Origin of the sequence: Bacillus cytotoxicus NVH 391-98 (genome assembly GCF_000017425.1) — a bacterium.
Taxonomy (GTDB): Bacteria; Bacillota; Bacilli; order Bacillales; family Bacillaceae_G; genus Bacillus_A; species Bacillus_A cytotoxicus.
Genome location: NC_009674.1, coordinates 1384886 through 1403610, shown reverse-complemented (window position 1 = coordinate 1403610; position 18725 = coordinate 1384886). Strand labels below are relative to the sequence as shown.

The window sequence follows — 18725 nt, the reverse complement described above, 5'->3', positions numbered from 1 at the left end:
TTTTATTAAATTGATTTAATTCATTTAATTCATTATTTACTAAATGTCTATTCATATCTCTCATTTTCCTCTAACAGGAAATCAATCGCTTGATTAATAGTTTCTAAAACCTCCTTTCCTTGTAGATATTCAATATAATTCTGTTTTTGATTTTCATATCTTCTCTCACATGAAATATTATGAATATCTTTCCACAAAACCTTTATTAAACAAAAAGTTACAGGAGGTTCAAAAACTGGGAAAGTGAACTGTGGTACTGCTTCCGTTTTATGTAATTCTATAAAATTCATATTATGTTTCACCATGTTGTAGGCATGTCTTAAACCAAATAATAAATTCCCTCTAGTATCTTGTTTTTGTCTGTATGAGTACTCCACTTTATTAAATTCTATATGCCAATCGTTTATGGCGACTACCCATAACAAAACTTCACCCAATGTTGCGTACATTTTATTCTCATCGTTCATAACACTAAATGCCCTTGTTAAACGTTCATGAGCAGATTTCAAAGCATATTCGGATCTTCGCAACCTCTCCACAGCCATATATTTATCCCCTTCTTTTAATTAATAGTTCTTAACAATAAAAATATCATATTTTACCATATGATTGAAATTCATATTATGTAATATTTAAATTAATTTTATGATTGTTTTAATTATTAATAAACAAGTTGTACAATATTTTTTTGATACTTATTTAAAATTCATTTAAAACATTCTTTTTTATTGTGTAAAAGAATGGGCGAAGCCCCACCGAACGAAGTGAGGTAATGAGCCGAAGGCGAACTGGAGAGCGTTAGCGAAAGAAAGATAGGGGAGCATTAGCGACCTTCCTTTTATACTATCTATTCTTTTTACTATCTATTTTCTATACCTATCGCTTTTTGTCCATTTTTGTTCATTTTTTGATATAGGTCTTATCACTTTTCGTCCTAAAATGGACATTTTCTGATGAACTAATTTCGCTTTTTGACCAAAACAGGACAAAAAATGATACCTCGTTGCATTTTAAACAAGCCATTTGACATTTCAAAATGTCTAAGAGGGTGTCAAGATTAATAATTAGGTACTTTTGAGACAGGATAAAAACCTTTGTTATCAAGGGGTGTACGTGTTAGCGTAATTTGCCGACTTTATATATATTAAACCCAATCACGAAAACGAAAATTGAAAAGATTCCTACCTCAAAAAACGACCTCTCAAATTTGCTTGTACTAGATTTTAAGAACTAACCCAATACCAAAACATCTAAAACAACTAGAGGGCTATATAAAGAAAAATAAAGGTATATCATGAGATACACCCAATATTTCTATTACCAAGGGTCACCGCTGTCAAAATTATTTTGAACTGTTGCATTTCCAAAAAACTTCTCTGAACCTAATGTCTCAATTTCACCATTTATAAAACGTGCACAGATTCTACCTGAATATGTACCTTCACCTCTGTTAATCCATTTATAAGACGTTACATCTTTATCAAAGTTTAATGAATAGGAATATGTACCATTACGATATAGATAAAGTGTATAGCCAACAAACCCAGAATAGTTTTCAGCATTAACATCTTTGCCCCATGTATAAGTAACTATCCCATCTCCATCTTCGGCTACTTCTCCTACCGCTTTAATATCCATTGGTGATACATTAGTTTCATAATTGTTAGGTGGTAAAGGTTTAACAGTTTCATCTTTAATTTGAAATTTATTAGATGTCTGCGCTAAACTTCCTTCATCTTCTACATATGTATTAAATAGAATAGAAATCTTAATAAAATACTCACCTGCTTGCAAGTTTGTATAATTAATAGAAGTAGATATAGTTGTGGTAGTTGAAATCTCCACATTATCCTTTAACAATACAACCTTATATCCCTCCCATTCACGATACTTAACTTTATTATCATCGTGTGTCCAAGAGAAACTAATCTCTCCAAGAGATGTAGGTGTTTGATTTTTAATATCATAACCCTTAATTTCACCAACATTGGTTTGTAATTCATTAGGAGCACTAGGTAATGTAGGTGTTACACCTTCACGGTAGAATAAAGAATCATCAATTTGACTTTCCCAATCAGTAGGTCTAGTTTCTCTCCAATAAATTTCATTAACATAATCAGAAAAAGAAGTTGTATTGTCCAAACGACAGGTAATATTTAAATATCCCTTCTTTTCAACAGATACACCGATAATACTATAATTTTTGTTTCCTATAATTACTTGTCCATCGCTTTTACCAACAAGTTTCATAATTTTTCTGGTCAAAGAAGTATCCCTTACAAACACATGAATCTCTGAATCAATTGTAACCATTGACACTGTGCTTTGATAATGCTGTGTGTAATCACTTGTGCGCTGAATAACCGCAGGACATTTCAAAAGATATTTACTTGTTTCATCCGCATACTTTAAATTAAATATGATATTGTGCTCACACTGTCTCATAATCCCTTTATAATTTTCCGAACGTGGTACAGTTACTTGATTCCAAATCATCCAATACATGTCGTTATAATAGATGTAATCACCACGCATCATTGCGAAATTAGTTGAAAGATATTTATCATTAAATTCTCGAGTATCAGTATTTGTAATGATTCCATACTTCTTAGCGCCATTTATAAACACTTCTTGACCTGCTAATGACATCATGTCATTGAATACGTTATATTGCAGTTTAAAAATATTAAATTTATCCATTTTTTTATCCTCCTTTCTTATTGAAATAAATTGAAGAAGTTGCTAGGTGCAGAATCTTCATTTGGCATTTGACGAATCTTCTTTTCTAATTGGTCAATTCGTGCTTGCAAATACTTAGCAAAACTGTCAATTGTCATGTCGTCCTGTCGGTAGTTTTTCATTAAATGTGGTTGGTTTGCGATTGAATTTAAAATTGCCAGTGCAGTTGAATAGATTGCTTTCTTGTTGGCTTTTGACGATGCATTGTAAATTGCATCACCGTTAATGCCTTCTTCTTCTAAATACACAATTAATTCTTCATACGGTAATTCCATACCACCGATTTCCATTTGTAATCTTTCGATATTATCCATATCTATATTCTCCTTTGTAATTGATTTGTTATATATTAAACATTCATGAGAGTTACAAACTAATCTGTTAATGTACTCTTGAATATAAGTTGGTGTATCCAATGGCTCATTGTTATAGAGCCAGATTCCTTCATATGTAAATACGAATATATGTATTTTAGCGTTGTGATGTTCCGAAATGTAGAATCCATTCAATTTGATTCCATTAACTTCATATCCCATGTTCTCATCATCTTCAAAATGAATAAGGGTTGTATCATATGGAGTAAAGGACAATTCTTGATACAACATACCTGCAACATATGGATAAATCGCTTCATATTGTTCAGTTGTCATTAGTGGACGTTGTTTGATTGGATTTAATGTTAGGTACGTTGATTTGATTTTGTTTTCGAGATATAATAGAGATTGGCTAGGTAAATTTAGGATAGAATCAAGCATCATAGATTCTCCTTTCTGAAATTTTTTAGGGTGTGTGTTGAGAGGTTGGCTATAGGAGCATTTTGTGAACATGGGGTAAACGTTTTGTTCGACTTCTCACCTTTGAAAACACCAAAAATGAACAATACACGAATAAAGAAGTATCCCCATAATACTAATTATATGGTAGTTTACATAATTAAGGTTATAGGAAGTCCTATCACACGAACGTTCATTGACTATCCAATGACATTGTTCGTGTTTTATTTTACGGTCATTTTCTACAAAACTCACTCATCTACCTAGAGTAAGTTGAACAAAAACGAGTTTTAAGAACGCTTGTTCTTTCCATACCCTTCTCATTTTTGTTCGTTTATTTTCCGGCTCGGCTCATCCTCGCACACATGCATTACTTAAAAGTGTGTCGCATGAAATTAATACCTTTATATCACTAAACTTTGATATATCAATGTTTTTGCCAAATCCACACATACAATCACAACACTCACATATGTCTCTCTTATCCCTCGACTATATCCTCTTTCTTAGTTGCAACGTCTGCTTTTACATCCATTGTCTTTGCTTGCTCATACTCATTGACCTTGTTATTGACTTGCTTCTGCTCACTAACTCGTTTCTCACGTTCAAGTATACGCTTCAACTCTAGGTGTTCATTGCTAACATATGGATTGATTGCAACCAATGACTCCATACTGATTGCACCAACATCATACATCTTAACTAAGTTATCAATGACCTCTGTCTCATTGACTGGTCTTGCATAGTGGAATACCATATCTAACGAGTCAATAGCATCTTCACTGTATGCCTTACCTTGCTTACCTAACAGACCCACTACCTTGCTGTTGCGTTGCTCTAGTCCCTCTCTTAGGTAACGCTCGTTGAGTCCACCCTTCATGTCAGCAAGTTGATATAACATTCTCATACTCATCTCTGATAAGTTACTTACATCCGAAGCATTCAATGCCACAGCAGGAACACTTGCAATGTTAATCAGTTGTTGCATGAGTGTATTGAAGATTACCTCAAATGCCTTATGATTGACACCATTACTTACCATCTTAAAGTCAGCACCATCATCTAAAGTAATTCCACCACCAACGATATGAGGATTCAGCCCCTCTCCTTTTAGTTGTTGCCCAATAACTACTGGGATTGGATTATGATGTTTATAGAATGAATCACTAAACTTAGATAGTAAATCCTCCATAGCATCAATGATATTAATAAAGTCATCTAAGTCGCTCTTTCCAAATGTCGTGCTCAATTCATTATCTGTTTTATAGTGAATTGGTAAACCACTAACATTCTTATAAGAACCCACAACACGTAAATCCGTACCTCCAATTGTTGAATACTTCACTACTTCCTCTGGTGTATAGACAACATAGAAGTCACTCTCTAATGATGTATAATACTCAACAAATGCAATCATGTCGTTCTCATCATTATAAATAGGATATCCGCATTCTGTCGGTACGACCTTACTGCTCACATTTCCATCATCTTTGATATACACATACTCATATCCGTTACCATACTTAACTAAGTTATTTAGCAGGTCGAAGTCAATCTTGTCATAATTACCTTTCTTATACACCCTCTGCATATCTCCGACAATCTTTTCCTCACCAGTAAAAGTTATCGGTTTTTTTAATAGGTAAGTAGTTTCAAGGTTCACAATTAACTTTGCATACTGTAATAAAACTTGTCGTTGTTGATATGGTTTATTATTATAACTTTCTACAACCCTATTTGAGATAGCATGTTTACCATCCAAATATTTTTTCTTCTCAATTGTATCTAAAATTCTTTTCTGGTTTTCAAAATGAGACACCTCATCAACAAACCAGAATTGGTTACCGTTATGTACGGTTTTAATATATTCTTGTAAATTCATTTCTTTTTCCTTTCCAAAATAAAAAACACCCTAAAGGGTGCTTTACTCGTTCTTCATTTTTTATACAAATCACTAAAAGGTACATCCTTATACTCATCAGGTATTCCTTCTGAAAATCCCTTTTGACGCTTTAACTCTTCATAATTCCGTTGAAAATCTTCCATCTCTAACTGTCTTCTATTAGAAAGAGAAAACTTTTGATTTACAATAGTATTCCAAACATCTAGTTGATTCTCTACCATATATATATTGCATATTCTTCATTTTAGATAACTGTCTTTCAAAATTACTTGCATCCTGTCCATTTTTTTCAAATGTTTCCTTACCTCTCTCGTTTCGAATTATACCTTCACCAAGTTCATTAATTCTCTTCTTGAATATGGCTGTGGTTTCATGAATTAAAGAATCTATTAAAAATTTCTCTTCAAAAGATTCCTCATTAACCAGATAAATAATTCGTTTCTTTAAACTTTCTACTGTTAAATCTTCTTGTAAAAATTTTTCACCTATATTATAACTAAGAAAAAACAAAACATCCTTTAATGTTGCATCCTTTGGATTACAATGCTCATCCCATTCTTTCAAGGATTCAATAAATGTATTTGTCCAACTCATCTAAACCATCTCCCTTCAACCGATATAATTCGATAAAAAGAGACAAAAACCCTCTTAAATATACCATTTATTTTGCTTAATACCTTGAATTGCTAATGCTATAGCAATTACACAATCATCATGTTTATCATTACCTTTTTTATTTCCTGTTTTTCCATCTGTTTCAACAAAAATTTGCATTTGGTCTAACGTTTCTTGACAGTTTATAAGAATCATTTCTAATTCAAATTGCTCTTTTAAATCTGTAATCATAATATTTTTTGTTACTTGAGTAGTTTGATATCCTAACTGTAATTGTTTTTTGCCTAATTGCTGATTGAAAATTTTATGTTTGTACAAATTCATATACTCATATTCTTTTCGTAAACGTTCTAAGATTGGCGTACCAAAAGAGTTTCTTTCTACTGTTAAAAAGGCATAGTTATAAAACTTGCCAATAGTATCAAGTAACTTTGCAAATTCATAAACAGGAATTTTATTATCATAAAAACTTAGCACCTGTTCACCATCTGCATTTAAAATTGAGATAGTAGAATAGTCGCCACCGCTACCGCTTGCAGTATCCACACCTGCATAATAACGGACACCCTCAACAGGTAATTCATAAATCATTAACGATTTTCCAATGTATTTTGCAATACTATCTGGAATAAACATTTTTACATCTCTATATAGAAATGGTTTTTTAATATATTTTAAGCGTTCAACAATCTTTTGTTGGTCGAAAACGTTTAATCCACTACTGATAAATGATTCCATTGGGGTTGCAGGAAATTCTTGATAAAATTGTTGCAAACTCATATCAAGTAGTTTCCATCTTCGCCACATTAATTGTTTAAGAGTTGCCCTTTGCTCATATAAAAATAATTCTTCTTGCTCTAAATCATCTTTAGTAAGACGTTTTCCTTTATTATTTGCTTTGTACCATATTTCTGCTTCATCATAATCATCCTTGAATTGTTTTGCGTATGAGGAAGAATAGAAAGGAAAGAAAAACGCTTTGTACTTCGACTCACCTTTATATGCGTTCATGAAGAGTTTTTGATAGGAGTTGAAACCATTTGAAGTAGTTTCAATTACTAATTTTGATGTTTTACTCTTTGCCAATGCTTGTTCTGCTGATAATAAAATTGAATCTTGATTCTCGTAGAATGCAAACTCTGATAATAAAATGTATTCATATGTAGTTCCACGACCCACATCTTTACCTCCTGCGGTTGCAAGTGTAATAGATGAGCCATTATCAAATTTCAATTGGTTACGGTTGTTTTGTGTATCTTTTGGAAACTTAAATTTATCATGTGGAAGGTCATCGTACATCATTTTTAATTTATCGAATAATGATGTTGATGATTCTTGTTTATAGGAAACTATCATATAATTGGTTCTTGGTCTGTTCATTGCCATCCATAAACACAAAGCCAATGACATTGTACTAAAACCAATTTGTCTTGCCTTTGCAATTACATTAAAACGTCCCATTTCATTAATGAATTTCTTTTGTTGGTCATTAACTACAAAAGGTACATATTCACCTGTATTGGTAGTGATTTTGACGAAATTTTGTAGCCATAATACAGGGTCTTCATTAATTAATTTTAGTTTTTCTGCTGTAGTAGGTTTTCTTGCCATTATACAATCAACCCATCGTCTTCTGGTTCTTCATCTACTTTAGATAATTCTGCCCCTGCTTTAATAATACTGTTGATTTCTTTATTAAGAGTTAAAAGCAATTTAACTTGCTTTTCATCACCTGTTAATGCTTTTTCTCTCACAACTTTGTAAATAGTATGTATATCATCAATCATTTTAGATTGTAAATACAGTGCCACCAAATTTGCATACTCTGGTGTCTTTTCCCAATTTGTAAAACCATTCATAGTTTTTCTACCAACTGAAATAAGAAATTCTTCTTCATTTTTTGGCAGAATAGTTTGATTGAATCGTGTATCTGGGAATTTATAATTAAAATACATTCGATTCTCTTTTGTAATCTTCTTTAATGCTTCTTTTAACGTCATTTCATTTAACCTCTTTCTTACATATCATCAAAGAAACTTTCTTCTTTGATTTCTTTCTGCTTATATGGTGATGTCCATTCTTCATGTCCTTCAAATTCATTCATATGAATTTCCATCATTCTATGTGCTCTTTCTTTACTTTTTAAACGTTCTTGATATTCTTTTTCTAATTTCTCAACAACGTATTTTGCACCTTCTTTTGAAGATTTCAGCATTGCATCTATTTTCTTTTGACCTGCTTGTTTTACGTGGTCGCAAATTGTTTCTTTCCATGCTTTATATCCATCCCAATAAAATTTAGTTTGCTTATCAAAAATTTGTTTGAAAATACCTTCATTTAACAACACATTCTCATCAGTAACCTTTTCACGCTCTCTTTCCAAGAAGGATAAGTTTTTATTTTTTGTTTCAATTTCTTTTAAATTTGTCTTAACAGACATACTTTTTACATATTGGTTTGTTTCTTGTTTCCATTTTCCAGTTTCATCTTGATATCTTTTACCAGAAACCTTTGTTAGAAATATACAATCGTTAATGATTTCCCTTGTTCGTGTCATACCTAATTCCAGCACTTCACACCATTCTTTGTCGCAAATTGCATATTCGAATTGTGCGTTATTTCTCCAATTATGGTAAGCCATAACTGTTAGGTGATAATCATCTTCTCCTGCTAGATTGTATTCACTTGATTTAATTGGCGTAAAACCTTTGAATTTGAATGGATTCTGTTTCCAATTAACTTTCCCCTCTGCTGTCGCTTTCTTCATTTCATCGTTTATTTCAATTGCTAGTGCATTCTTTTTTACATCACCGTTGAAAGATAAAGTTATATAACCTTTATCTCTTAAACCTTCCAATGCTTTTCCTGCCTTCACATTGTCACGACTTGCATTTGAAGTCGTCCACCCTAAATCTTCCACTATGATTGTTACATGTGTTCTGATATTCATTGTGCCAACATTCTTCATAAATTGAAGATAAGCAAACACCTTTAACTCATCGTTGTTTAATTTGTACTCTGTACCAAACCCAAACGCCACGTTTGGAATTTGGATATAATTATCTGTTGTCATTTTTAACATTTCTAATTACCCCTTTATTTAAATTACCTTTAATGGATTACTTGTTCTTTAATCCTAATTTTTTGCCCCGCTCATTATACTCATCCAGAGCATTTAACAACTCCCCATCACGTTCAAATAACCAAAATCGTTTATTTGTTGTGTCGTGGAATGCTGTGCAAATATATTTAATTCCTTTCTCATATCTCAAAAACTCATGTAAATTTGTTGAATAACAGAAAAAGTACTCTTTTTCTTGAAACATTCTAAATTCCTCCTTTTTAATTAACCTTCACATTACTTGAAAGTTAAACTGATAGTATTTTTTTGGGTAAGAGCCATAGAGAAGATTTCCTTGTTATACTTCTCTTCAATCATGCCTTTCGTATAAGATGTATATTTTCTTAACTCAATCACTTCTCTCAGAAAACGCTTTCTTAATTTAAAACGACAAATAGGCAACTCAATAGGTAAACCTAATACCTTTGAGATACCTTCTAAATACATCTCTGTTTGTAGTTGTCCATTCACAAGTACTATTTTCATAGAAGAGTTATATTTCTTTTTAATATTTGCAAAATCTTTCAAAGTGTATTTATTCTGAATGTCAATTAACTCTTCAAAACCTAACTTTCTTAACCATTCATTTTGAACCGACTTAAAGCACGTATAATGACCCTTATAAGAAGAATCTATACTAAGTAGCAACATCTTTCCTTCATCACTCTGCGGAAGTGATAAACCATAAAAAGACCATATTAGAAGTGCTGTACTCATTGCATACTTCTTTGTGTAATTCTCTCTATCAATGTTTTCTATCACATTAGGATTAGCAGACACAGTATTTACTTTTCCATATCTGGACAATCGTACGACATGATTATCCCAAGTCATTCCTTTTTCTAATGCAATATCAACACCAATCGCTTTTCGTTTGTCACCATCAACTGAATAGAAGTTGTTAAAATCATAGAAATGTTTAATTTCATATCCTTTAACACTCTTTAAAACAGAAGCACCAACTAAACTATCTAGGTCATCTGACAAACAAACTGTATAATCTCCAGTTTCATTAACCCATTGCGGAAATTTTCTTTTAAAATCTTGCTTCATAAATTAGCGAAAGTGTAACTTTCACTCTTAAAACTTTTGCACTAATTTATGTTTTTAATGTTTGATAAAAACTTAATTTTATCTTTTCTATTTAATTGTAAAATCGCTAAATTCTATAAATATTATTTGTTATTCCTTTATTCCATTTTACTCACGTGCTGTTTGAGTAAAAGAGTTAAGTTTCTACTACTTCCACATATTTCACTCCTTTAATTTATCTTTCGTTCATCTAAAATTTAATAAGAATTTATATACTCTTTATACTTTTTCACTTTCTCTTTATCCATCTCACAATCTCCTGTTTCATATCTGGAAAGGAGAGATGGGCTACAGCCAATATACTCTGCTAACTGGCGTAAACGTATTTTTTTCTTTCTACGTTCGATAATGTACATATCCTTAATGCTCATTGTATTTAACCTCCTATTCCACTCACTTTTTTTACTTTTCATCAAAATAAATAAGGCAAGAGGAATTACCCTCTCACCTTATTAGATTTATGTATTTAATTAGTTAGTTACGCTTGTTTTAAGTTATAAACCGCAACTGCTTTTTTGCTTCCAACTTCAAGCGTTGCTTCTGCCACTACTTGACCTTTATCATTGTCACCAGTTTTACCTAATGCTTGGAATTGTGGTTGACGTAAGAAAGCAACTTTAATAGCATTTACATCAAAAGCAACAATTTTATCTGCCGGCATATAACGGTCTAAGATAAAGTTAATTTTTCCGTATGAAGTATTTACAGAATCAACAGTGATACCGAAATCAGTAGTAACATGTTGGTAAGAGTAACGGTCTTTGTATAGTTCGTCAATTTGGTCTTTTAAGTCAGCACCAACTAATGCGTAAAATTCACCATTTTCATTTCCTGCTGTCCATAATTTCTTAACAAGTTCCTTAACTTCTTTTTCAGTTAATACATCTTTAGTAACACCGTTGACAACGTTACCTGCATCAACAAATTTTAAAAGTCCATCCATTTGACGTTTGCCACTTGCACCATCGTTTTTAACACCGTTGATAAGTTTATTCTCAATACCAATAGCAAGTTCAACTAAGCGGTCATTAATTTCTTGTGCGAATAAATCACCAACTGCTCCTGTTGATTGTGCTGTACCAGATACGCTAGTTGCTTTATAGAAAATTTCCATAACGTTGTTTAATTCTGCACGTCCAGATTGTACGAATTGTGTAGCATCTACACCTTCATCCACTGTAATGTCAGCAGTGCCATCAAGAGTTTTTTCTCTCCATGTGTGAAATTTCCCTTTTGAGTCAACATATAATCCTTTGCTCATAAGTAATGTAAAAAATGGAGTAGCGATAGGTGCTACTAATGCAATTTCATCAGTAAGATGAATATTTTCCTGTGTAGTTAATTTTTTAGAATCTAACATTCTTTTTTCCTCTTTCTTATATTAAAAATTTAATTTTTGACTAATCATAGATTTAGTGTCTTTGTTTTTCTTAGCAATGATATAGCCGTCTACCTGTTTATGATTTGTCGGTTTATATCCATTCGCTAACTCTAGTTGACCAATGATTTCCTTTAATCTTATAATTTGATTATTTAATGCTTCTGTATCATCGACAGAAACGTTAAAGAAGTCAGCGAAAACTTCAACGCCTTCTTCTTTTAAGGTTTGTGCAACCTCTCTTTTCCAAATAGATTCCAACTTTTGTTGAATTTTAATTTCATCATCTGTTAATTCTTTTGGTTTGTATTGTGACAACTCTTCAATCTGGTTATATAGTAAATCTACTTCTTCTTGTGAATACGTTTTTTCTTCAACTATTTCTTCATTTTGTTGAGTTTCTTCAACATCTTTTGCCTGTTCTTGTTGTTCTTGGTTATTAATTTCTTGCATTTATATTTCTTCCTCCATTTAAAATTAAGAATAAAAAAGAAGGGTGTGGCTATCCACCCTTCTATAAAGGAGTACACTAATCGCTATCGTAAGAAAAGATGTAATTAGTTTTCCAAGGAGTTTTGCTTTTCACTCATACAATAAATTGAGTAAAGTTATAAAAAAATACCCCTCATTAATATAGTGTTTATGAGAGCACTTTTGTCGCTGTTTTGATACTTCGAATAAAATACCTCTCATTAATATAGTGTTTATGAAAACACTTTTGTTAACCTTTTTATATTTTTCCAAAATACCCTTCATATATTAGTGGCTTACAAGGGGGAAAAGTATGTATTTTATGTTTTAAGATTAATCCCCTCACTAATAATGCCTTCAACTAAGGGGTTTTGTCGCTGTTTTATGTTTTAATAAATTACCTCTCATATATTAGTGCTTTACTAGACCAAAATGTGACCATTTTATATTTGTTAAAATCCCCTTCATATATTAGTGGTTGGGAGAATACTTTTGTCGCTGTTTTACATTTGTTTAAAAGACCCTTCATTAATAAAGCCCTTATCTACATGTCTTGCAAACATTTTACTTTTAAAAATAATCCCTTCATATATTAGTGCTTTTGGAGGGCATTTTGTACGTGTTTTTCATTTTGTGTATTTATCCCTCATTAATAAAGTGTTTATGAAGGCACTTTTGCAACCATTTTGATAAAACTTTGAGAATACCTTAAAAAACATATCCGCTCATCATCTAACAATTCTATCTTTTAAAATATCTTTCAAACGCTCATACCTTCTTGTACAGTTGCTCTAGAATACACATAACACATTAACTCCCCAACACTAGAACAATCGTTTATATACAGTTTTAATTGTAATTCCAAGGTGGTAGTTTAGTTCGACAACACTATATATATATATCTTTTATATTTAATCTTTTATTATTATATAGTAGTTGTCGATTTGAACTACCACCTAAAAATGATATTGACTTTAGGTGTCCGTCTTTCATCATGGGATGAGGGTACAGGACAACGGCTAGGGCATAGAATGACTACCTTACATTGCAAAAACAAGAAGGTTAATGCAACATAAAGCAGACGTTCATTGTCATTTCTCATGGTCTATCGGGTTAAGGAATCCGTATAGTAACACCTTGTTTGAACGTTAGATTTTCACCTACAACGAACTTTTAACATGCCATGCTTGTCCAACATGCCGAAAGATTTAGGGAAGGAATTGTACTACTGACATTATCCTCAATTACTCATAACCTAATGTTATCTTTCTTATTCGTTGCTACCTGTACCGTAGTACACCAAGCAACCTTTACCAAACCGTTTATGGACGTTCTCTCCTAGACTATACTCAGCGCAAACAAGGAAACGCATTTGTGAGTATACGCTTAATTTTATGACATTGGCTTAGCAAACCTGTTCAAGTGTTTAGCGTGGTGTTAGGTCATTCCCACGTTCGGAATTACCGTACACTCCACCCCAAAAAGGCATTACTGAAGAAACCTTGCATTCCTCGAATTTTTTCGATAAAATGAAGGTGCTAAATGTACGGTTTGTCCGTTATTTAGTTGGGAACAGTGGAGTTTTTCTCCCCTGTGCTAGTTTTGAGAGTCGGTTTCTTGGCGGGAGCGACTCTTTTTCTTTTGGTTTAAACTTCAATAAAATTTAAAGGGTTATATTTATCATTTACATCATGCAGTGCATGACCATAAAGTTTTACATATCGCTCGGTCATTTGGAGCGTTTCATGTCTCATGAGTTTTTGTAAATTCAAAGAGTCCATTCCCATTTTTAAACACTTAGAAGCAAAATAACGTCTAAAAGCATGACAAGTTAGTCCTTCCATATTTAAATTCTTTTTTAAACGTTTGAATAAAGTAGATATTGCTTCTGTAGTTAATTGTCGATTCCACTTATCTGGGAACACATATACAACTTCTTTCTCTTCTTCGAAATAAAATTCTAAAAATGTTTTATATTCCGCTAATTCTTTTTGCAATTTCCTTGTGTATGGAATAGTAGCAACGGTTCTTTTCTTCCCATAGGTCATAATTGTCCTATTCCTCATGTCAATATCAGACCACTTTAAATTAACTAATTCTTCTCTTCTAAGCCCTGTAGAAATCAACAAGACAATTACCATCCGGTTTCTCATTAAAGCAAAATTCGTGCCTTTATAATGACCTCTATCAAAGTGTTCAAGAACACTCTTCACTTGCTCATCTGTTAAAACATCTGTTATGGTATCTTCTTTACTAAATTTAATTTTTTTGAATGGATTCTCCTCAACTATCCCTTCCTCTTCTAGGTACTTAAAATACACCTTTAATGTTCGATTCTTTTCATTTATTGTAGATATACTATTTTTCAACTCATGTTTACAATAAATTAAAAACTCTTTTGCAACTTTTGACGTAACTTTATCAGTGTCAAATATCCCTTTATTTACACAAAAGGACTCAAACCTTTTCAAAATTCCTTTATAAGATTTCAAAGTATGTTTACTTAAATTACGTAATTCCCTGTCATCCAAAAATTCTTGCATTGCAATTTTATACAACAAAAAAACCTCACCCTTTCTTCCTTTCGGAAAAAAGAATGAGGTTTATTTATTGGGCTAATATTTAATAACTTGTTCTAAGCGAACCAATTATGTTTTAGCCCTTCAAATGCCTTTATACTATGAATTACGAGGTGGACGTTTTCCGAAGTATTGGTAGTAATCTGTACGAATAAAGCCATTGAATAATTTACGCTTTTTCGACGCTTCTTGTCCATAACATTTTTCAAATGCCTCATAGCTTGTTAATACATATAAGGACCAAGTGTCTAACGGACGGAATACTTCTCCCATTTCTTTGTATAACTTTTCAACAAGTGCTTTTTCACTTAAACGTTCTCCGTATGGAGGATTCGTTACAACATAGCCATATTCCTCTTTTGTTGTAAAATCTTTTACTTGCATTTGTTTAAAGGAAATTAAATCGCCTAATCCAACTTCATCCGCATTATCTTGCGCGATTCTTATCATACGATGATCAATATCTGATCCGATAATTTGTAATGGCTGATCATAATTTGCTAAATCCTCTACTTCTTGACGCGCTTCTTTCCAATTTTGCTTACCAATCCAGTCCCATTCATCCGATGCAAAGTCTCGGTTAAATCCTGGTGCAATATTTTGTCCAATCAGCGCCGCTTCAATCGGAATTGTTCCAGAACCACAAAACGGATCAACGAATGGACGATCTGGTTTCCAATTTGTAAGTTTAATTAAGGATGCAGCTAACGTTTCTTTCAACGGTGCTTCTCCCTGATCAACACGATATCCGCGCTTGTGCAATCCGACACCACTTGTATCGATTGTTAACGTTGCAATATCTTTTAACATGGCAATCTCAATGCGGAATAAAGGACCATTCTCTTCAAACCAAGTTGTACGCTTATATGTTGATTTTAACTTTTCAACAACAGCTTTTTTGACGATACGTTGGCAATCTGGAACACTAAATAAAGTTGATTTCACAGATTTACCAATAACAGGGAATTCCCCGTTTTCAGGAATATAATCTCCCCAATTTAGAGCCTTTGTCTTCTCAAATAATTCATCAAACGTAGTTGCTTTAAATTCCCCCACTTTGATTTTGACACGATCAGCAGTACGCAACCATAAATTGGCACGACAAATTGCATTTACATCTGCTTCAAACGTTACTTTTCCGTTATCTACTTGGCACTCGTAGCCAAGATCACGAACTTCTCTTGCAACTAGAGCTTCAATTCCCATCGCTGCTGTTGCAATTAAAGTAACTTTTCCCATTTTCTATTCACCTCTTATGTATAATCAAACAATCATCACTCTATAAATGATTAAGTATGATAACGTATTGTTTTCTTTACCATTGTAACTCAAGCATCATTACTTCATACAAATAAAAAGCTCTCCTCTTTCAAAGGAGAGCTGAGTCATTACGTAATTGGTTCATAACGTTCTGTAAGCCATGTTCTGTTCCTTTGTACTACAAACGGCCCACGCCTCGTACTCCGGTGGTAATCATCTATCTACAGGTTACTCAAACCTGTCCTTTTCCATCGTTCATTTCCTTGGAAAAGATTCCCCTACCATTATTTGGGTTTCTCGCTCGTGGGGTTTACCTCGTTCCACTCCTATCATTTCTTCAAGGACTTCGTCACTGTGGCACTTTAAAGGTAGTCAAACCATATCCAAAAGGACTTAGGTTTTTTCCCTGCCGTTAAACCAGCCTCGCGGCCAGAATACCCTAGCTTATGAATTGGCTAGGCACGAACACTACGACCATCTCAGGTCGTGCGAGCATGGACTTTCCTCTACAACGTTTACGTTGCAGCGATTACCCAAACGCTATGACAAAGATTAGTATAGTGGAAACAAAAAGATTTTGCAATGCTTTTTTATATGTAAGATGTTTCAATCTTTTCCATTTCTACATTACTCGTATAATTTGCTTCCAAAAACAGCTTTTTCTAAATTAGATAAACGTTTCAAAATATCTGTATTTGTATTGCTATATACAGGTTGTGCAGCCGGTGTTGGAATCGTTTGTTGCGGAGCTTGTGCCGCAGCAAGTTTCTGCTCTTCTAATTCACGTTTCAAACGTGCGTTTTGCTGTTGCAATTGTTCCAGTTCCTTATGAAATACTTCATAATCTTTAATAATCATATCAAGAAACTTGTCGACCTCTTCTTGCTGATATCCTCTCATGCCTGTTTTAAATTCTTTTTCTAAAATATCTTTTGCCGTTAATTTAATTTTATCCGAAATCATTCTCTTCACCTCAAATTTTCACCAAAACTTTTATTAGCTAAATTTTTTCAGAAACAGTCACTTTTGTCAATCATATCTGCACAAGCAATCTTCTATATTACTCTGCATCATTCCACTGTTCTTCTTCTATTATATCTTGTAAATCAGAAAAAAGAATGAAATAGCTATGATAATTTTCTATTTCTTCTTTTTTCTTAGCCACCTCTACTATATATTTTGGACTTCCTGGTTTTTCTTCATCATATACAGCTAAAAGTGCGTCACTTTTGTCAATAAAAAATTGATTTTTTAATCGAAATTGCTCTGGGCTTTCATATCTTCTTTTTGTAATACTATCAACATGATCAGCTTGCTCTAAAATGAATTCATACCATTCTTTATTTTCTTCTTTCCAGTTTTCCTCTTGTGCTAAAAAAGGGGTAAACACAGCAAGTTTTAAATCGGGATATTCTAATTGTAAGTCAAACACAACTTCTGCAGCCCATAATTCAACCCCAAGTTGTCCACTAATCATCACCCATTCTAATCCTTCTTCCAAAAAGGCAAGAAATTTACGATGTAACGCTTTTTTTATATAAGTCACACCTGGGTGATCATTCTGAAATATTCCAAGTTCAAAAGGTTTATATCCTGTTACAGCTAAAACTTTCATATCAACACTCCAATAAAAAGAAAAGAACTAGCATCTCGCTAGTTCTAACATAACATTTACTTTTTAAATATTCCACCTACATTAGGGCCTGCGTTTGGGCCAAATGGTGATACATTAGGGCCTGCATTTGGACCAAACGGTGATACACTAGGGCCTGCATTTGGACCAAACGGTGATACACTAGGGCCTACATTTGGACCAAATGGTGATACTTGATGAGGGTATCCATGGTGTCCACACCCTCCACCATGACCTGGGTCTTCAAATCCTGGATCTACAACATTTACATTTGAATGTGTTTGCGGGAAGAAATGTTGGTTTTTAATTTGTTGATGATGCACATGCGTTGTATGAGTTGGGTGAATATGTGGCACCACCGTTGTAGAAAAAGTGTGTGTTACACATTGTTTTGTTGGATGAACAACAGGAGGTGCTGTGCAAATAGGACCTGTTGGCTTATGCCCTCCAAAACAAGGATGACAATGACGCATAGTTTTTCTCTCCTCTCTCACTCAAAATCTAACTACACTTTACAATATGAGAAAAGAGTAAAAGCCGCTTGTTATATATACCTATTTCTTCAAAGGAAATTCGTCTAGATTATAAGTCATTAGATGAAGAGCTTGGCTTATTGTCACACGATTACTTTCCGAAGAACCCCCCAACTTGTTTTACAATTCCTGTAACTTGATTTACCGCATTCATCATTTGGCCTGCTGTATTCATCATTTTGTTCACATCATAATTTCCATCTGCTGTTTTAAATTGAGACACCAAACTAGAAAACTGACTCGGTTGCTGTTTCTGCTTGTTCATTTTTGGATATGGTTGAAAGGGCTGCTGCGGCGGATAAAACATAGATGGTTGTGAGTGCGGCGGTGCGTAATACGGCATATTCATATAAGGTTGTTCATGCTGATTCATAAATGATACTTCAAATGGCTGATAATAATTTTGATTCCCATAATAAGGTGCGAAAGGATACATATTGTAGCGTAAATGCGGCGCTCCATTATGTTGATACGCGTTTGGCTGTGGGTTTGAATGAAACCCTTGATAAGTAGGTTGTTGAAACATGCATTCTCTCCCCCTTTATCTTCGTTTCTACCTTTAGAATATGTACCTACAAAATAAAAGGTGTTCTTATATAATTGTCTGTTTTTGTCGGAAGTTTAAATT

19 protein-coding genes and 1 other RNA gene are annotated in these 18725 nt (G+C 33.1%); all 20 read right to left on the bottom strand.

The window, feature by feature from the left end; genetic code table 11:
* Positions 1–47 precede the first annotated feature (47 nt).
* Positions 48–545: a hypothetical protein gene (locus tag BCER98_RS06900; RefSeq protein ID WP_012093786.1), complete on the bottom strand. Its 498-nt coding sequence runs from the start codon at positions 543–545 to the stop codon at positions 48–50.
* A gap of 772 nt (positions 546–1317) precedes the next feature.
* Entirely contained in the window at positions 1318–2700 is a 1383-nt protein-coding gene (locus tag BCER98_RS06895; RefSeq protein WP_012093785.1) for a hypothetical protein, read from the bottom strand.
* Positions 2701–2717: 17 nt separating this feature from the next.
* Complete coding sequence (locus BCER98_RS06890) at positions 2718–3494, bottom strand: hypothetical protein (RefSeq protein WP_041809600.1); 777 nt, start codon at positions 3492–3494, stop codon at positions 2718–2720.
* Positions 3495–3993: 499 nt separating this feature from the next.
* The gene (locus BCER98_RS06885) at positions 3994–5394 is read right to left on the bottom strand and encodes a phage portal protein (protein ID WP_012093783.1); all 1401 of its coding nucleotides are present in this window, start codon (positions 5392–5394) and stop codon (positions 3994–3996) included.
* A gap of 180 nt (positions 5395–5574) precedes the next feature.
* On the bottom strand, positions 5575–6009 hold the full coding sequence (locus tag BCER98_RS06880; RefSeq protein ID WP_012093781.1) for a hypothetical protein: 435 nt from the start codon (positions 6007–6009) through the stop codon (positions 5575–5577).
* A 54-nt stretch (positions 6010–6063) separates the two neighbouring features.
* The gene (locus tag BCER98_RS06875) at positions 6064–7641 is read right to left on the bottom strand and encodes a terminase large subunit domain-containing protein (RefSeq protein ID WP_012093780.1); all 1578 of its coding nucleotides are present in this window, start codon (positions 7639–7641) and stop codon (positions 6064–6066) included.
* Positions 7641–8030: a hypothetical protein gene (locus BCER98_RS06870; protein ID WP_012093779.1), complete on the bottom strand. Its 390-nt coding sequence runs from the start codon at positions 8028–8030 to the stop codon at positions 7641–7643. Before BCER98_RS06870 ends, BCER98_RS06875 begins: the two co-directional genes overlap by 1 nt.
* A 17-nt stretch (positions 8031–8047) precedes the next feature.
* On the bottom strand, positions 8048–9112 hold the full coding sequence (locus BCER98_RS06865) for a hypothetical protein (RefSeq protein WP_012093778.1): 1065 nt from the start codon (positions 9110–9112) through the stop codon (positions 8048–8050).
* Between the two features lie 37 nt (positions 9113–9149).
* Positions 9150–9356 (bottom strand): hypothetical protein, encoded by a 207-nt coding sequence (locus tag BCER98_RS06860; protein ID WP_000485079.1) that lies wholly within the window; start codon positions 9354–9356, stop codon positions 9150–9152.
* Between the two features lie 32 nt (positions 9357–9388).
* Positions 9389–10204, bottom strand: a complete 816-nt coding sequence (locus BCER98_RS06855) for a hypothetical protein (protein WP_012093776.1) — start codon at positions 10202–10204, stop codon at positions 9389–9391.
* 236 nt (positions 10205–10440) lie between these two features.
* Complete coding sequence (locus BCER98_RS06850) at positions 10441–10614, bottom strand: helix-turn-helix domain-containing protein (RefSeq protein WP_041809596.1); 174 nt, start codon at positions 10612–10614, stop codon at positions 10441–10443.
* A 107-nt stretch (positions 10615–10721) separates the two neighbouring features.
* A complete protein-coding gene (locus tag BCER98_RS06845) occupies positions 10722–11603 on the bottom strand; it encodes an SU10 major capsid protein (RefSeq protein ID WP_000887342.1) in 882 nt (293 codons plus the stop codon).
* Between the two features lie 21 nt (positions 11604–11624).
* Positions 11625–12074, bottom strand: coding sequence for a hypothetical protein (locus BCER98_RS06840; protein WP_012093773.1), 450 nt, complete (start codon positions 12072–12074; stop codon positions 11625–11627).
* A 1664-nt stretch (positions 12075–13738) separates the two neighbouring features.
* Complete coding sequence (locus BCER98_RS06835) at positions 13739–14650, bottom strand: tyrosine-type recombinase/integrase (RefSeq protein WP_235590145.1); 912 nt, start codon at positions 14648–14650, stop codon at positions 13739–13741.
* Between the two features lie 120 nt (positions 14651–14770).
* The gene (locus BCER98_RS06830) at positions 14771–15910 is read right to left on the bottom strand and encodes a THUMP domain-containing class I SAM-dependent RNA methyltransferase (protein WP_012093771.1); all 1140 of its coding nucleotides are present in this window, start codon (positions 15908–15910) and stop codon (positions 14771–14773) included.
* A 170-nt stretch (positions 15911–16080) separates the two neighbouring features.
* An RNA gene (gene rnpB / locus BCER98_RS20355) (RNase P RNA component class B) lies at positions 16081–16472 on the bottom strand.
* 86 nt (positions 16473–16558) lie between these two features.
* The gene (gene gpsB / locus BCER98_RS06825; protein WP_012093770.1) at positions 16559–16894 is read right to left on the bottom strand and encodes a cell division regulator GpsB; all 336 of its coding nucleotides are present in this window, start codon (positions 16892–16894) and stop codon (positions 16559–16561) included.
* A gap of 97 nt (positions 16895–16991) precedes the next feature.
* Positions 16992–17546: a DUF1273 domain-containing protein gene (locus tag BCER98_RS06820; RefSeq protein ID WP_012093769.1), complete on the bottom strand. Its 555-nt coding sequence runs from the start codon at positions 17544–17546 to the stop codon at positions 16992–16994.
* Between the two features lie 56 nt (positions 17547–17602).
* Positions 17603–18037 (bottom strand): CotD family spore coat protein, encoded by a 435-nt coding sequence (locus BCER98_RS06815; protein WP_012093768.1) that lies wholly within the window; start codon positions 18035–18037, stop codon positions 17603–17605.
* A 151-nt stretch (positions 18038–18188) separates the two neighbouring features.
* Positions 18189–18623, bottom strand: coding sequence for a YppG family protein (locus BCER98_RS06810; protein ID WP_012093767.1), 435 nt, complete (start codon positions 18621–18623; stop codon positions 18189–18191).
* Positions 18624–18725: the final 102 nt, after the last annotated feature.

What these genes read in the sequence shown, in the direction of transcription:
- BCER98_RS06900 (WP_012093786.1), bottom strand. Translation starts at nt 545, where the DNA reads ATGGCTGTGGAGAGGTTGCGAAGATCCGAATATGCTTTGAAATCTGCT.
- BCER98_RS06895 (WP_012093785.1), bottom strand. Translation starts at nt 2,700, where the DNA reads ATGGATAAATTTAATATTTTTAAACTGCAATATAACGTATTCAATGAC.
- BCER98_RS06890 (WP_041809600.1), bottom strand. Translation starts at nt 3,494, where the DNA reads ATGCTTGATTCTATCCTAAATTTACCTAGCCAATCTCTATTATATCTC.
- BCER98_RS06885 (WP_012093783.1), bottom strand. Translation starts at nt 5,394, where the DNA reads ATGAATTTACAAGAATATATTAAAACCGTACATAACGGTAACCAATTC.
- BCER98_RS06880 (WP_012093781.1), bottom strand. Translation starts at nt 6,009, where the DNA reads ATGAGTTGGACAAATACATTTATTGAATCCTTGAAAGAATGGGATGAG.
- BCER98_RS06875 (WP_012093780.1), bottom strand. Translation starts at nt 7,641, where the DNA reads ATGGCAAGAAAACCTACTACAGCAGAAAAACTAAAATTAATTAATGAA.
- BCER98_RS06870 (WP_012093779.1), bottom strand. Translation starts at nt 8,030, where the DNA reads ATGACGTTAAAAGAAGCATTAAAGAAGATTACAAAAGAGAATCGAATG.
- BCER98_RS06865 (WP_012093778.1), bottom strand. Translation starts at nt 9,112, where the DNA reads ATGTTAAAAATGACAACAGATAATTATATCCAAATTCCAAACGTGGCG.
- BCER98_RS06860 (WP_000485079.1), bottom strand. Translation starts at nt 9,356, where the DNA reads ATGTTTCAAGAAAAAGAGTACTTTTTCTGTTATTCAACAAATTTACAT.
- BCER98_RS06855 (WP_012093776.1), bottom strand. Translation starts at nt 10,204, where the DNA reads ATGAAGCAAGATTTTAAAAGAAAATTTCCGCAATGGGTTAATGAAACT.
- BCER98_RS06850 (WP_041809596.1), bottom strand. Translation starts at nt 10,614, where the DNA reads ATGAGCATTAAGGATATGTACATTATCGAACGTAGAAAGAAAAAAATA.
- BCER98_RS06845 (WP_000887342.1), bottom strand. Translation starts at nt 11,603, where the DNA reads ATGTTAGATTCTAAAAAATTAACTACACAGGAAAATATTCATCTTACT.
- BCER98_RS06840 (WP_012093773.1), bottom strand. Translation starts at nt 12,074, where the DNA reads ATGCAAGAAATTAATAACCAAGAACAACAAGAACAGGCAAAAGATGTT.
- BCER98_RS06830 (WP_012093771.1), bottom strand. Translation starts at nt 15,910, where the DNA reads ATGGGAAAAGTTACTTTAATTGCAACAGCAGCGATGGGAATTGAAGCT.
- gpsB (WP_012093770.1), bottom strand. Translation starts at nt 16,894, where the DNA reads ATGATTTCGGATAAAATTAAATTAACGGCAAAAGATATTTTAGAAAAA.
- BCER98_RS06820 (WP_012093769.1), bottom strand. Translation starts at nt 17,546, where the DNA reads ATGAAAGTTTTAGCTGTAACAGGATATAAACCTTTTGAACTTGGAATA.
- BCER98_RS06815 (WP_012093768.1), bottom strand. Translation starts at nt 18,037, where the DNA reads ATGCGTCATTGTCATCCTTGTTTTGGAGGGCATAAGCCAACAGGTCCT.
- BCER98_RS06810 (WP_012093767.1), bottom strand. Translation starts at nt 18,623, where the DNA reads ATGTTTCAACAACCTACTTATCAAGGGTTTCATTCAAACCCACAGCCA.